Annotated in this window: 14 protein-coding genes; 6 read left to right on the top strand and 8 right to left on the bottom strand. The window is 37.4% G+C overall.

Going from position 1 to position 13,275, the window contains the following annotated elements:
* Positions 1–50 precede the first annotated feature (50 nt).
* The 4 genes from J9318_RS05420 to msrA all read right to left on the bottom strand — a co-directional run bounded on the left by J9318_RS05420 (position 51) and on the right by msrA (position 2,744).
* Entirely contained in the window at positions 51–509 is a 459-nt protein-coding gene (locus tag J9318_RS05420) for a Fur family transcriptional regulator (protein ID WP_244731925.1), read from the bottom strand.
* 51 nt (positions 510–560) lie between these two features.
* Entirely contained in the window at positions 561–1,460 is a 900-nt protein-coding gene (locus tag J9318_RS05425; RefSeq protein ID WP_210562044.1) for a ketopantoate reductase family protein, read from the bottom strand.
* A complete protein-coding gene (locus tag J9318_RS05430; RefSeq protein ID WP_210562045.1) occupies positions 1,453–1,812 on the bottom strand; it encodes a VanZ family protein in 360 nt (119 codons plus the stop codon). The genes J9318_RS05425 and J9318_RS05430 overlap by 8 nt, the downstream gene beginning before the upstream one ends.
* Positions 1,813–2,207: 395 nt before the next feature.
* On the bottom strand, positions 2,208–2,744 hold the full coding sequence (gene msrA / locus J9318_RS05435; protein WP_210562046.1) for a peptide-methionine (S)-S-oxide reductase MsrA: 537 nt from the start codon (positions 2,742–2,744) through the stop codon (positions 2,208–2,210).
* A gap of 145 nt (positions 2,745–2,889) precedes the next feature.
* On the opposite strand from msrA, the gene J9318_RS05440 reads away from it, so the two are divergent.
* Together J9318_RS05440 and J9318_RS05445 are read left to right on the top strand one after the other, a co-directional pair.
* Positions 2,890–3,579: a DUF2982 domain-containing protein gene (locus J9318_RS05440; RefSeq protein ID WP_210562047.1), complete on the top strand. Its 690-nt coding sequence runs from the start codon at positions 2,890–2,892 to the stop codon at positions 3,577–3,579.
* A 69-nt stretch (positions 3,580–3,648) separates the two neighbouring features.
* Positions 3,649–3,978 (top strand): hypothetical protein, encoded by a 330-nt coding sequence (locus J9318_RS05445; RefSeq protein WP_210562048.1) that lies wholly within the window; start codon positions 3,649–3,651, stop codon positions 3,976–3,978.
* Positions 3,979–4,041: 63 nt separating this feature from the next.
* Here the strand turns inward: J9318_RS05445 and J9318_RS05450 are convergent, their stop codons facing one another.
* Positions 4,042–4,842 carry a substrate-binding periplasmic protein gene (locus J9318_RS05450; protein ID WP_210562049.1) on the bottom strand — a complete coding sequence of 267 codons (801 nt, stop codon included), beginning with the start codon at positions 4,840–4,842 and terminating at the stop codon, positions 4,042–4,044.
* A gap of 114 nt (positions 4,843–4,956) precedes the next feature.
* Here J9318_RS05450 and J9318_RS05455 point away from each other — a divergent pair, with 114 nt between their 5' ends.
* Both J9318_RS05455 and J9318_RS05460 read left to right on the top strand, forming a co-directional pair.
* A complete protein-coding gene (locus J9318_RS05455) occupies positions 4,957–5,541 on the top strand; it encodes a hypothetical protein (protein ID WP_210562050.1) in 585 nt (194 codons plus the stop codon).
* A 70-nt stretch (positions 5,542–5,611) separates the two neighbouring features.
* A complete protein-coding gene (locus J9318_RS05460; RefSeq protein WP_210562051.1) occupies positions 5,612–5,815 on the top strand; it encodes a hypothetical protein in 204 nt (67 codons plus the stop codon).
* A gap of 31 nt (positions 5,816–5,846) precedes the next feature.
* Here the strand turns inward: J9318_RS05460 and J9318_RS05465 are convergent, their stop codons facing one another.
* On the bottom strand, positions 5,847–7,925 hold the full coding sequence (locus J9318_RS05465) for a sensor domain-containing protein (protein WP_244731928.1): 2,079 nt from the start codon (positions 7,923–7,925) through the stop codon (positions 5,847–5,849).
* 277 nt (positions 7,926–8,202) lie between these two features.
* Positions 8,203–10,899, bottom strand: coding sequence for an insulinase family protein (locus J9318_RS05470; protein ID WP_210562052.1), 2,697 nt, complete (start codon positions 10,897–10,899; stop codon positions 8,203–8,205).
* A gap of 212 nt (positions 10,900–11,111) precedes the next feature.
* Here J9318_RS05470 and sixA point away from each other — a divergent pair, with 212 nt between their 5' ends.
* Positions 11,112–11,594 carry a phosphohistidine phosphatase SixA gene (gene sixA, locus J9318_RS05475; protein WP_210562053.1) on the top strand — a complete coding sequence of 161 codons (483 nt, stop codon included), beginning with the start codon at positions 11,112–11,114 and terminating at the stop codon, positions 11,592–11,594.
* A gap of 30 nt (positions 11,595–11,624) precedes the next feature.
* Here the strand turns inward: sixA and smrB are convergent, their stop codons facing one another.
* Entirely contained in the window at positions 11,625–12,242 is a 618-nt protein-coding gene (smrB, locus tag J9318_RS05480; protein WP_210562054.1) for an endonuclease SmrB, read from the bottom strand.
* Positions 12,243–12,328: 86 nt separating this feature from the next.
* On the opposite strand from smrB, the gene prmB reads away from it, so the two are divergent.
* A complete protein-coding gene (gene prmB, locus J9318_RS05485) occupies positions 12,329–13,273 on the top strand; it encodes a 50S ribosomal protein L3 N(5)-glutamine methyltransferase (RefSeq protein ID WP_210562055.1) in 945 nt (314 codons plus the stop codon).
* The last annotated feature ends 2 nt before the right edge of the window (positions 13,274–13,275 follow it).

The raw sequence follows: 13,275 nt of genomic DNA on the forward strand, positions 1-13,275 counted from the left end.
TATCAGCTAAACCTGGTTTACATTCAATAAAAAAGCGCCGGTTGGCGCTTTTATTTTGAGTTACAATCTGAGCATATTCCTTGTAACTCTAATTGCTGTGTCGTTAACTTAAATCCCGTCTTTTCGACACTAGCCCTAAGTTCATCAATAACATTATTGATCACGCCAATTTCTGTCACTGATTGACACTCTTCACAAATTAAAAATTGTGGTATTTCATGGTTGTGTGAGCAAGAGATATGTGAACATGCAATATATTTGTTTGCAGATGTCAGCTTGTGAACTAAAGACAGCTCAACCAAAAAGTCTAAAATTCGATAAACAGACATAGCAGGAATAGTTTGCTTAAATTCGTCTCGGTAAATGTCAGCTAATTCATAAGCTGATACGGCCTCACCAGCTTTAATAATAGAGATTAAAATATTCTCTCGTTTGGTGGTCAGCTTTACGCCTTCTTCTGCGCAATTTACTTTTGCTTTATCGATAATTGATTGAATTTGTTGTTCCACAGACATCTCTATTAACAGTTTTTAACATAGGCAGTTTATTACTCTACCGATCTAAAGTAAAACCAACTCTTTTACTTTTTCTACTATCGAGTGATTGGCAGGAACATCAATGTCATATTGTTTAGCAAGCTCTACGATGTAACCATTTATGAAGTCTATTTCAGTTTTTCTTTTTGCTAACACGTCCTGTCTCATGGATGAGGAGTTGTTTTTTGTATTAGTCGCGACATTAACAACACTTTCTTTTAGCGATTGAAAAGACAAGGCAATTCCATTTTTATTTGCAACCATGATCAGTTCAAGCAAAATTTTATCGATAAGTTCGTCGTATTGCGGTTTTAATACATCGCCATTAATAATGTTTTCGATAGCTGTGATTGGGTTTATGACTGAATTAACCGCGAGTTTGCTCCACAGCACTACATTTAAATTTTCAACGTAAGACGCATGATAAAAAAGAGCATTAACAATCTGAGTTACGAATGCTCTCGCTTCTGTCTTATGTGGACAAAGAGAAATCGTACTCCATTGTGACAGACCTTTTCCAGCTAGGAAAACCGAATTACCATCGGTATAAGCGCCTGTACTCGTTGTACAAAAATAAATATCCGCTATATCGCCGATTAAACGTTTACTTGTCTCTAATGTACCAAGCCCATTGTGGGTGATAACTACTTGTGCACCGTGTTTTAATAGCGGTCTTATGCTGGTCAAAACAGGCTCTACGTCAAACGCCTTTACTGGTAAAACTAAGAACTCAATTTGTGAAACATGACTTATTAGCGTTTTATTCGTCAACGCTATGCTTTCATTATCTAAAACAACGACGCTGTTGGTAAGAGATGAGTGCCTTACAATTTGAATAGCATCTATGTTTTGCTGTATAGCTTTTGCGGTAATTAAGCTGCCAACAGCGCCACTACCGACAATGTGAATAGGAAACTCAATCATCATTTCGCATTGTGAAAATTTGTTGTATTTTTGGCTGCAAATATACAAATGCAATAACACCTAACATATCGGCAATTAAGTCTGGAATTGATGCGCTTCTATAAGCTAACAACCCTTGAGTTAACTCCACCGCAAGACCGTAACAAAACGCAAGTATGTAAACTGTTTTATTAGATGGTTTAAAGCCAAGGGTAAGTAAGCCAGAAAGGACAAAAAAAACGCCAAAATGAGCGACCTTATCAAAATGTGGGATACCTGGGCCAACATTGTCTAATGGTATAAGAAAGTAATACGTTGAAATAAATAAAAATAAGAAAAAGAATATTTTAAAAGGAAGTTCAATACTTTTCATAAATCAACACGTTTGGTTAGGTGAATGGATTGTAACAAAATGACAGATAAAACGAATAAAAACTGGCGGTTAAATTATATTTTTTGATGTGACCACTGGTCATTTTTGCTTTTTGGTATTGAAAATTAAATGTAATGATTGTTTTATGATTTCGCTTTAAAAATGAGCGATGGTTTTTATATTTATCATTAACAGTGAGTTATGAATTTAATTCAGTCTTTTTGTTGCTTCATTTGTGCCCAAAAAGGTAACAAGACTTGCGGAGTTTACTCACTAGATTTTTCAAAGGATTTCTAAAATTGAAACAAGTATATTTATTACAGGACTTCGGTTCTAGGAGGGTATGGCTCCCATCAGCATTGCTACTTCCGTGCTGTTCCATGCCCTCCGAACATTTATTTTAACCAATCCGCGTATTGGGTTTTGAATCGAGCAAGTTTGGGTCCAATTAAAATCGCACAGTATGGTTGGTTAGGGTTTTTTAAAGCGTAACCTTGGTGATAATCCTCTGCTGCATAAAACGCTTCGTATTTCTTCAACTCAGTAACAATTGCATCATCCCATATTTTTTGTTCTGTAAGTTCCTGTATTATTTGTTCCGCCGTTTTAAGTTGCTCCGCGTCATGATACAGAATAATCGAACGGTACTGTGGGCCCTTGTCATTACCTTGTCTGTTTAATGTAGTAGGGTCGTGCAGCTGGAAAAACATGTTTAATAGCTGCTCAAAACTTAATAAATCGCTGTTATACTCGACTTGAACAACCTCCGCATGACCACTCACTCCCGTGATCACTTGTTCATACGTTGGGTTGGCACGATGACCACCTGAAAAACCCGATGTTGCTTTAATTACGCCTCGCACTTGGTTTAGTGCAGCTTCAATGCACCAAAAACAACCGCCACCAAATGTTGCTATCTTTGTTTTTGCCATATACTTTATAGGTCCTAAATTGGAGTTATTAATGATCTTTAAGTCAGATTGTCCATACTGTAATACAATACGTGCAATTCTCCTCTGGGGGGGCATCTGTTTGTTAATTTATTTTATATTTAAGCCGTTTTAGTTGGAAAACCTCATGTTTCCAATCAACATGCCCTCAAAAGTATCGTCTCATCTTTATATTATGAGGTTAATTGCTTTTACCGTTGCTGCCATATTCACTTTAGTATTTGCTTTATTTGATGTGTTTAATAGTAAAGTTTTATTAATTGTTTACGCTGTTTGTATCATCGCATTCTTTCTTGGCTATATTTTTTCTCAAGAGCCTGAAAATACGCTTTCTCTAACTGAAGAAGGGATCAAATATAATCATAAGTATGGGTCGGTATTTTTACCTTGGAGTAATATCCAAAGGATTGGCATCCCCACAACTTATGACTTTCTGTCGCAGAAAGAACTTAATTATATCGGTATAAAGTTAAAGCATTCGGTTCAACACTATGAATCTATCCCACTTAGAATGGCAAGTAGGGTATTGTTAGAACAACGAGAACTGCAAACCCTTATCGTTAAAGAAAACTGCGGTAAAGGCGGCTGTAGTTTTGAATCATTTGTTGATCAAATTGAGTGGACTGATAAGTCCGGCAATAAGTTTGAGGGCTTAGTCGCGATGTACGCAAATCGTAGCGAATTGCTAAGCCAATATCTAGGTTATCATGTGTTTATTTCCGGAAACGCCTTTCATGATGAAATCGATGTCGTCCTAAATAGACTTATGTCGGCTAAAAAGTTAACAAATGTGCATCTAAACTACAGACAACCTTGATCATTTTATTGCAAAAGGCTAAGGTTGAGGTAGAAATATTTTCTTTGAATTTTTTGGTAGAACACCATTATGACAGATGCTCCTTATATAAGAAGTGGACGAAATACCATCATCCATAAAGTTAGAAAACTCGACTTGTTGCTGGTTAATGATCTTGAAAATCCAGTAGTTAAAGTTACTCAAAATGGCGTAATTGAATATTCAGGTGATGTGCCTCGTAATAGACGTGAAGCTAAAGATGCCTATGTAGAAGTAGTTAACATATCAAGCCCAGACGTGTTCGGTGAGCCTAAAACACTACTGTTCATTCAGTGTTTAAATGGCAAAGAATACAAAGTTGATTATTCAAAAGCAGGAACACCCTTATTTGTTCGCGTGCATCAACAAAGTTTCTTCTAAAATATAAGCTAAACAATAGAGAAAAGAGCCTAAAAAGGCTCTTTTTTTTGACGTAAAAAATGGCTAATTATAAATCTCATATCTGTTTTTGAGAGACCGATATTCTTTTGTTAGAGAGTATTTTTTAAAAGCAGAATTGAATATTTCCACTAGGTTAGGATCTTTAAAGGCCACGGAGTATGGACTATCTGGAAATATTGGATGAATATTTGGCTCACTAGTCGTTTCTTGTCCGATTAATGTTTTATAAATATGGTTAAAGATATTGATATCCATTACTAACAAATCCACGCGTCCCTCGAGTAATAATTGAACTTGTTGAAATTGATTAGGTACTTCAATGTAACTTGGATTTTTCGCGGCAACTTTAGAAAACTCGTAGCCTAAATATTTGTGTGCATATTGAAATGCAGCTACTTTTTTATTATTAAGATCTGCAATAGTATTTACTTTTAATGCTTTATTTTTTAGTGAAATAGCAACATTTTTATAAGAAATATATGGCACTGTCCTTATCTCATCATTTGGCACGATAAACTTATTGATAGTTAATAACGCTTCGCCCATTCCTTGATCTAACAAACTAACACTCCGCCCTAATGGTACATAAATATAACGAGGCGAGATGTCCATCGTTTTAAATACAGCGCTAATAAGCTCTAACTCATACCCTTTATCGTCTTTAGGGATTACATAGGGTGGCTTAGCCAGACCAACAACGACATCTAAAACCCTATTTGTATTATGAGGATATGTTTTTTTTAGTGTAACGTCAGTTGATGTAGCTAAACTAATATTGGGTAGTATCAAAGCGAGCAATATAATAAGCTGACAACACTTTAATGTTTGTGTAATTCTAAACATATAATTTTTGACCATCTGTAATGACTGATGGCAACTTACATAAGTTTGCTGTCGCCAATCGAATTCATAATCGCTAATTGAACAATTATTAGCAAGTAAACAATCGAGACTAATATGAAAAAATTTATATCAACCGCTTTGGGTTTCTCACTAATAGCACTTAGCAGCTATTCAATCGCTTCAACCTCTAATTTGATTACTGAAGAAACAAAAGTTGTCAACGCAAATACCCTACCTTTTGATTCAAACTTAGCAAAGTTTGAAAACTACTTAGGAGGCTGGACGTCAACTTTTGGTGGGTCAGCAGATAAACCTCCTGTTACAGATGTGACGCTATTTGAGAAAGTATTAAAGGGAAAGGCACTAAGAACAACCCACTCTATTAACAATGGAGCGTACGGTGGTGAATCGATGGTCTATTGGAATAACAAAAACCAGAAGCTGGAATTTTATTATTTTACAACGGCCGACTTCTTTACCTCAGGTTGGATGGAGTTTATTTCTGAGAATACTTTTGTAGCTTATGAAAATGTTAGTGGTGAAAGTGCGATGAGTTCAGGTATTTCACAAGTGAAATCAACATCTACACTGGAAAAAGATACAATGACTGTTTCAACATCCTACTTAAAAAATGGTGTATGGACTGAACCTGAATCACGGGTTTACCGAAGAACAACCAAGAACGTTGTTTTTAAATAGAACAAAACGCTCGAAAAATACACAAACTTCTGTACAATATGCGCCCTTACATTTGCAGTAGAGGTGGTTTATGTTGTTTTTTGTTGTTCTGATGGTTTTGTTGTTGTCGGCTTGTTTATTGTCAGTGGAAGCTATGAAAAATGGTTTAGGTAAAAAACGCTGGTTTTTCTCTGGACTGTTACTCGGACCCGTGGTGTGGCCGATGCTTAATGTAAAAAAACAAATGATGCTGCGTAAGCAAATTGGTTGCGCAATTGTCTTCTTAAAAGCGTAGTAAACAGAAACCTCAAATAAATATTAAAAGGCTAAGCTGTCTCTTCATAAGGCAGTTTAGCACTACTCATTTTATCCATCATCGCAAATTGGCTGAACTCTAAGGCCGATAATGGCTTTGAGTATAAATATCCTTGCAAAACGTCACATTCCATTAATGTCATGAACTCTCTTTGCTCGGCGGTTTCCACGCCTTCAGCAACGGTAGAAAGGCCTAGGTTTCGGGCGATCGTTACAATAGTATCAATCATAGCTTTGCCAATGTCAGAGCTCGCATCATCAACAAATGCTTTATCAATTTTTAACGTGTTTAAAGGGAATTTTCTTAAATAAGACAAGCTTGAATATCCAGTACCAAAGTCATCCATTGCTAAATGTATGCCTCGGTCTCTTATCTGGTACATTGTTTCGATAGCATGTTTGGCATTATTCATAACTGTACCCTCGGTAATTTCAAGCTCCAGGTTATGAGGGCTTAGGCCTGTATCAAGGAGAATCCGATCAATTCGTTGCATTAAGTCTGGTAAGTTAAACTGGCGGGCTGAAAGGTTTACCGCTACACGACCTTCAACGATGCCTTCATCCAACCATCGCTTCATATCGATGCATGCCTTTCTTAAGACAAGATCACCAATCTCTACAATTTGGCCAGTTTCCTCTGCAATAGGAATAAAAGTACCCGGGCTTACCACACCGTTTTTAGGCGTTATAAATCGAACTAGGGCTTCCATTCCCATTAAACCACCATTAGCAAAACTCATTTTTGGTTGGTAGTACACTTGAAAATAATCTTCTTTTAAGCCCAAACGAATTAAGTTTTCCACTTGAAGTCGCTTTACTGCCTTTTTATTCATTTCGTCACTAAAAAACAAATAGCGATTACCACCATCTTTAGCATGGTACATCGCAGTATCAGCATTTCTTAGCAGTGTTTCAGGCTGTTTCCCATCATCTGGATACAACACTATACCGATACTACCGGCAACAACAAATTCATGTTTTTCGATTCGAAATGGCGTAGATAATTTTTTAAGAATTTGTTTTGCAGCTGTTGTGACTGATGAAACATCGTTTGTTTTTTCCATAACTAATGCAAACTCGTCACCACCTAAGCGGTATAAAGTATTCAAGTTATTTGTCAGAGGTTTCATTCTTTTAGCTATTTCTATCAATAATGTATCACCGAGTTGATGTCCTAAAGAATCATTAATTTTCTTAAAATCATCTAAGTCAAAAACTAACACAGCGGTTGGCTGTTTTTTATCAACACAGGCTTGGAGGTTAGAGAAGAATACATTTCTATTTGGGAGCTTGGTTAAGGAGTCGGTACTTGCTAGTTTAAGAAGTTTCGCCTCAGCGGTCTTTCGTCTTGTTGTGTCAGATACGATGGCAACATAATTCGTTATAGTGCCTTCATTATCTCTAATACAGTTTGCCGTGATGTATGCCAAAAACATTGAGCCATCTTTGTTCTGACCGGTAATGTCACCACGCCAATTTCCAGTACGGTCAACTTCAGTTTTTATGTCGTTTATTACTGACGAAGAAAGACTAGTAAGTCTTATTTTGTCGCCAAGCACTTCGTTAGAATTGTAACCAGTGATTTTTGTGTAACCTGGATTAACATGAACAACATTTAATAAAGGGTCAAAAATAATGACGCCTTCGGATATGTTTTCAATGCTTTTGGCAAAAATTTCTAATTCAGATTCAGCTGTCTTTAACTGTTGAATATCTTTAAATATACCCGTCATTCTCAGTGGTTTGCCGCGTTCGCTTCGAATTACAATGCGACCTTTATCTAAAACCCAGCGCCATCCCTCTTTGTCTCGTAACCGATATACACATTCAAAAGAGTCAGTGCTGCCGTTAATATGATTAGCAAGTTTTATTCGTACACGCTCTATATCGCTTGGGTGAATATATTGCTTGTTTGGCGGAAATACGTTTGGGTTTACTTTAGAGAGAGGGTAGGTGCCACGAGAGTTTGTTCTAAATAGCTTTCCTTCGTTAATGTGCCAATCCCACATTTCATCACCGCTGGCCCATAACGAAAAGTTTAAACGTTGATCGCTATGCAACATTGCTTTTTGATATCGTTTAAAACGCATAATGCCGTAAAAAGAGATGAGGGCTAGTATTATACAAAGACAAAAAAGCAAAGGGACAAGCATAGACACGCCTGCAAAACTTGAGCTTGCAATACTTTCACTATTTGCTTGAGTCGCCAGAGAATAATTACTAACAAACAGCAAAGGAATAAACGATAAAACGTTATTATTATTTTTATTTTTTAGGCACACAAAAAATCTTAAATACTACAATTGGAATGCACAGCCAAGATAACCAATGAAAATTGAAGTGTCAAAGCAATTAGTAAATATTTAGCTACTTGCTATTTACCAAGATTCCTTTGTTAAGCAAAGGTGAAAATAACGCAGAGTACCAACTAACCATATGTTGCTTAGTCAGCCCTAACAGTTCATTTACGATTTTGTCTTTTTGGTTGAACTGATAGTCTTTATTGCTAATTGAGACCCAAAGCTGCTGGCTTTGCTGTGCAAGATTAGTTGGTTTTTCTTTGTATTGCATAATAACGGCTGATTTATGTCGCTCGAAATCCTCAAGTGACAACGACTCAAGTTCATCAATAAAATTCAATAAACAGTCGTGCAACTCAGACGTTAATCGCTCGCTGCTGTAGTCATGAGATTGTACATAAACCGCTAAGCCTGGAATGTTAGAAATAGGCATGTAGCCACCACCTACCATATAACCTAGTTGTTTTTCTGTTCTTAATAAATTAAATGTGTAAGGGGCGAGAATTTGACTTGCTAAGATAAAGTACGCTTTCTCTATTTCGTTGTTTGTAACCGATTCCGTATGAAGCCCTTGCAAGTAAAGTAGAGATGCAGAATCTTGGTGATCTATCTTTTTACTCAATTCTAAGATGCCATTATCTTCGAGTAAGCGAAATTGCTTAGGCAATTCTTCGACTCGAGTGCTGTTTTCGAATAAATGTTTTACATCTTCATTGATTACGGTGGCCTGCGATGTTGTCCAGTTACCATAAATCAAAATCTCAACATATACGTCACTAAATAAGGTAGTGGCAAATTCGTTATATTCTTCAACGGATATATGCTCCAGCTCTTGTGCCAGTTGTTGTGATGTAGCTGCAGTCGGTAACAAGTGAGCGTTAAGCAAACTGAACAATTGGCTAATAGGTTTATTAGATTCTGAATTGCGCCAGTGCTTAACAAGCTGTCGTTTAACTTCTTCAAATCGACTTCTTGTTGGCGAAATAGTAGGAAGGCTCGACACCAGCTTATTAATTAAACTAGCTTGGTTGGCGCTAAGGCCGGAGGTATACAAAGTAATCCCAGATGTATGAGCATATAAATTGTAATGTAGCCCAGCCATTTCCGACTGATAATGTACGTCCGCCATTTCGTCCATAAACAACTCACAAAACAAGCGCATTAGAGCTTGGCTTTTATTAGAGGAAACACCGTGAGGTAAATCAAGGCCTATGTATATGTTGCCCTTGGGAACCATGAAACGTAAATCTTGCTTAAACCAGCATTGCCAGCCGAGCTCTTGATTTAAACTAATAGGTATTGTTGAGTGGAAGTCTTTTTGCTCAATTTGGATGTCGTGTTCTAAATATGGATTAGGACTCGGGTATGCAAAAGTCCCATCATTTGGACAAAGACCTTTTAGCTCGTCAATAACGCTTTTATCAATGTCTTGTTCGGAGTAGGGCGTATGATACCAATGCGCTTCTTTATCGGGCGAAATGTTCTGACTTGCTAATGTAATGCGCATATTGTCAGGTTCAAAGAAGTTAAATATTTGATTCCAATGCCCTAGCTCAAAGCCGTCCATGCGAAAGTCTCCATACAGGAAATCTTCTTCAGGGTAATGATGCATATTCAATGCAATTTGATTAGAAAGCTTGATTGCTTTTGTTGGCTCTTGGTAATCAAAGCCTATTTGGGCCATTTTTTGTTGTTCAATGTAGAGGTACTCTGGCGGCAAATTAGCTTTCATGTAATTAATAAAGCTAAATAGTTGCGTCATTATTAAGTCTAAACGACTTTCGCCTAACTCGGTTAATTCGACTGAGATATTAAAGTCTTTAAAGTTCTGACCAGAAATTCCATTCCCAGCGGATAAACCATTAATCAATCCCTGACGCTTCAGGCTTTCGTATAGTGAACCACTGCCCTCATGCCCTATGATATGAGCAATAAAACTCACCATTTTATGTTGGTATAAGTGATCTATGGACGGTAACGCAAAGGTTAAATTTAGTTTGTGCAGCTCTTTAACTGGACGAATACAAATAAAACGGCCTAAGTCTTTTTTCGAATAAAGTGGTTGGGTTATTACCGGTTTCGATTGTAGTGGGTTTTTCGAACTAATTTCCGATAAAAGTTGCTGTGCTAAATCGAACCATTCAAAACTCTGAGCAACAATCGCGACCGTCATAAACTGGGCCTGATAGTTATTTTGCCAAAACGTTAATATTTCATCTTTGACCGGGCGTTGAGGTAAGTCAGATAGGGTTTGACGATTACCAACTGCAAACTTATGAAATGGATGCTTAGGATTGCATGTTTCTTTGTGAACCTGCTGTATGCGACGGCTATCATCTCGTAATTTAAGTTTGTACTCAGCGTGAATTGCCTCTTGCTCTCGCTTTATCGCGTCGTCAGTGAATAAAGGTGAAATGAATAAATTTGCAAACTGGTCCAAAGCTGAGGCAAAGCTGTCATGGTTAACGTCAAAGTGGAAGCTACTATGCTCAGTTGCGGTCCAAGCGTTTATATGACCACCATGTTTAGCGACAAAATCTGGTAGAGAGTTAGGTGTCGGGTATTTTTTGTTGCCATTAAAAAGAAGGTGTTCAATAAAGTGGGCAAAGCCTGGGCGGTCTGTTGGATCATCAAAACTACCTGTATTAACCACTAATGAACATGCGCTCTTATTACATGCTTTATCCTCAACATATACAAGCCTAATGCCGTTACTTAATGTAACAGACTGATAATTCCTGTTGTCGTTTGGACTTTTTTTCATTAATAGCCTTGTTGTAATAAATGCTTGATGTCCTTGCGCAAATACAATAAATATCCGTTTATTTATCCTAGCTTGTTTTTAACAAAAATCGAACTTATTTAAATTAAGTTAACAAAATAAAAGGATAAAATTGTTAATTTTTACGAAACTGTCGTAGTCTATGTACCTAGTTTGTTAAGTTCGCTCTGAACTGATTTTTATTGAGATGTGTTATGTCAATTTTTCTTTATGTGGTTCGACATGGAGAGGCTGAATCTATCCAAGTAAACGATGAAACTCGGGTGCTAACCGAAATCGGTAAGATAGAAGCAAAAAAAACCGGCAACTGGTTAAAAAGCCAAACAAATATCTTCGATTTGGTGATTTGCAGTCCATATTTGCGTGCTCAAGAAACAAAAAATATCATCTTAACTGCATGTGAAACTTCAGACGAAGTGACCTCATCATCCTTTATTCCTTCAAGTATTCCTGCGACAGCGACGGACGAAATTTTCGCCTATGCGCAAAAAATTAACAAACAAGACCAACATATATTGTGCGTTTCACATATGCCTCTAGTTAGTTATTTGATTGGTGAACTTTCAGGGCACACTCCGATTATGGCAACAGCCGCTGTGGCAAAGTTGAAATTAGATATCAATAAGTGGAACGGGCAGCTTGAGACTATTATTTCGCCTGAACAAATGGAAGAATAACAAACGTTAATTTCAACGTATTGTTACCGATTACAAATCTCGGCCTAATAAGTGAGTGAGTTCTTCACCTAAATTTATAATAAGTACGATGGCACCTTGTCCGCCCCATTCTAGTGGCGCTTGATGAAAGGCTAATATATCAGGGTGTTGCATTAAGTAATGCGGTACTTTCCTTTTTAATACGCCTCCGCTAACGCCATGTACAATGCAGGCACAAGGTATATGTTGTTTGATGCAATCTAAAACTAGGTCCGAGATGTCCTTTTGAGCTTGTAGTTTGGTATAGCCGTGCAAATCAAGAATCAATTCCGGGACCACATCGCCACGTCTCAAAACTTTGGTCAAATAGCTAGGAAACCCTTCACGGACAAAGCTCAACGTTTGCGACTCGTCAATAAATGGCTCGTATTCGTCAGAAAACTCAAATCGTTGTGCAGACTTCGCTTGATCGCTCAAAGCAAATTTATCGATATCACTGTGATTTGACGGTTTATCTTGCGCACGCTTATTGGTATTGTGACGGAAATGAAGTTTATCTTGTTTAATTGGCTTAATTCCTTTCATTTCTGAAGCAAAATCGAACTCAGTATCGTCGGCCTTGTTGTCCGTTTGCTCTAGTAAAGATTGAAAAGTTGATTTTTTTGACATGAAACTCATTTCCTAATGGCGCAGCCTTGGCCGTCTATTGTAAAATACAGAAATCTTAACGACTACTACTTATTAGGTTTAATTAAATGTCTGAACAACCAACGTTGTCTCTACTAGCTCAAGAAGCGATAGAAGAACTTTTAACAGCAAACGATATTTTACGCTGGGCGGTCAGTCGATTTAACGAATCGGATGTCTATTACGGTCATGGTACAGATAACCCGTGGGATGAAGCCTTTTCTCTGTTGGCGTGGGGATTGAACATAGGTCCAATGCTAAACAGTGAAGTATTATCATCAAGACTAACAATAAGTGAAAGAAAGCGCATTATTGATGTCATTGTTGCTCGTATTGAATCAAAAAAACCGGCGGCCTATTTAACCAATCAAGCCTATTTTGTCGATTTACCTTTTTATGTTGATGAAAACGTACTGGTACCTCGCTCGCCAATCGGTGAGCTTATTAAAGAACAATTTAAATCAGTTATCGATTTTACGCCAAATTCAATCTTAGATTTATGTACAGGCTCCGGTTGTATTGCAGTGGCTTGTGCTTATGCTTTTGAAGAAGCCTATGTGGACGCTGCTGATATCAGTCCTGATGCACTTGCTATCGCAGATGAAAATATTCATCGCTTGGGCGTATCGGATAGAGTAGTCCCTTTATTGTCTGATGTTTTTTCAGGTTTAGGCGGTCAGCGATATGATCTAATTGTTTCAAATCCACCGTATGTGGATGCAGAAGATATTGGCGATATGCCAGAAGAGTTTCATCATGAACCAGAGATCGGTTTAGGCAGTGGCCCAGACGGATTAGATTTGACACGAATCATACTAAAAGAAGCGTCACAATACCTTACCGAACAAGGCGTTTTAATTGTTGAAGTTGGAAACTCAATGATTCATTTAGTTGAGTTATTGCCAACCGTTCCATTTAACTGGATAGAGTTTAAAAATGGCGGTTTGGGTGTGTTCTCAATTACTAAGTCTCAGCTTGATGAATATCAAGAAGTGATTAATTCTACTCTTTAAGT

Origin of the sequence: Psychrosphaera aestuarii, from assembly GCF_017948405.1 — a bacterium.
GTDB classification, from domain to species: domain Bacteria; phylum Pseudomonadota; class Gammaproteobacteria; order Enterobacterales; family Alteromonadaceae; genus Psychrosphaera; species Psychrosphaera aestuarii.

Excerpts from the sequence above, each read along its gene's own strand:
- J9318_RS05425 (WP_210562044.1), bottom strand. The coding sequence starts at position 1,460 with ATGATTGAGTTTCCTATTCACATTGTCGGTAGTGGCGCTGTTGGCAGC.
- J9318_RS05430 (WP_210562045.1), bottom strand. The coding sequence starts at position 1,812 with ATGAAAAGTATTGAACTTCCTTTTAAAATATTCTTTTTCTTATTTTTA.
- msrA (WP_210562046.1), bottom strand. The coding sequence starts at position 2,744 with ATGGCAAAAACAAAGATAGCAACATTTGGTGGCGGTTGTTTTTGGTGC.
- J9318_RS05440 (WP_210562047.1), top strand. The coding sequence starts at position 2,890 with ATGTTTCCAATCAACATGCCCTCAAAAGTATCGTCTCATCTTTATATT.
- J9318_RS05445 (WP_210562048.1), top strand. The coding sequence starts at position 3,649 with ATGACAGATGCTCCTTATATAAGAAGTGGACGAAATACCATCATCCAT.
- J9318_RS05450 (WP_210562049.1), bottom strand. The coding sequence starts at position 4,842 with ATGTTTAGAATTACACAAACATTAAAGTGTTGTCAGCTTATTATATTG.
- J9318_RS05455 (WP_210562050.1), top strand. The coding sequence starts at position 4,957 with ATGAAAAAATTTATATCAACCGCTTTGGGTTTCTCACTAATAGCACTT.
- J9318_RS05460 (WP_210562051.1), top strand. The coding sequence starts at position 5,612 with ATGTTGTTTTTTGTTGTTCTGATGGTTTTGTTGTTGTCGGCTTGTTTA.
- J9318_RS05465 (WP_244731928.1), bottom strand. The coding sequence starts at position 7,925 with ATGCGTTTTAAACGATATCAAAAAGCAATGTTGCATAGCGATCAACGT.
- J9318_RS05470 (WP_210562052.1), bottom strand. The coding sequence starts at position 10,899 with ATGAAAAAAAGTCCAAACGACAACAGGAATTATCAGTCTGTTACATTA.
- sixA (WP_210562053.1), top strand. The coding sequence starts at position 11,112 with ATGTCAATTTTTCTTTATGTGGTTCGACATGGAGAGGCTGAATCTATC.
- smrB (WP_210562054.1), bottom strand. The coding sequence starts at position 12,242 with ATGTCAAAAAAATCAACTTTTCAATCTTTACTAGAGCAAACGGACAAC.
- prmB (WP_210562055.1), top strand. The coding sequence starts at position 12,329 with ATGTCTGAACAACCAACGTTGTCTCTACTAGCTCAAGAAGCGATAGAA.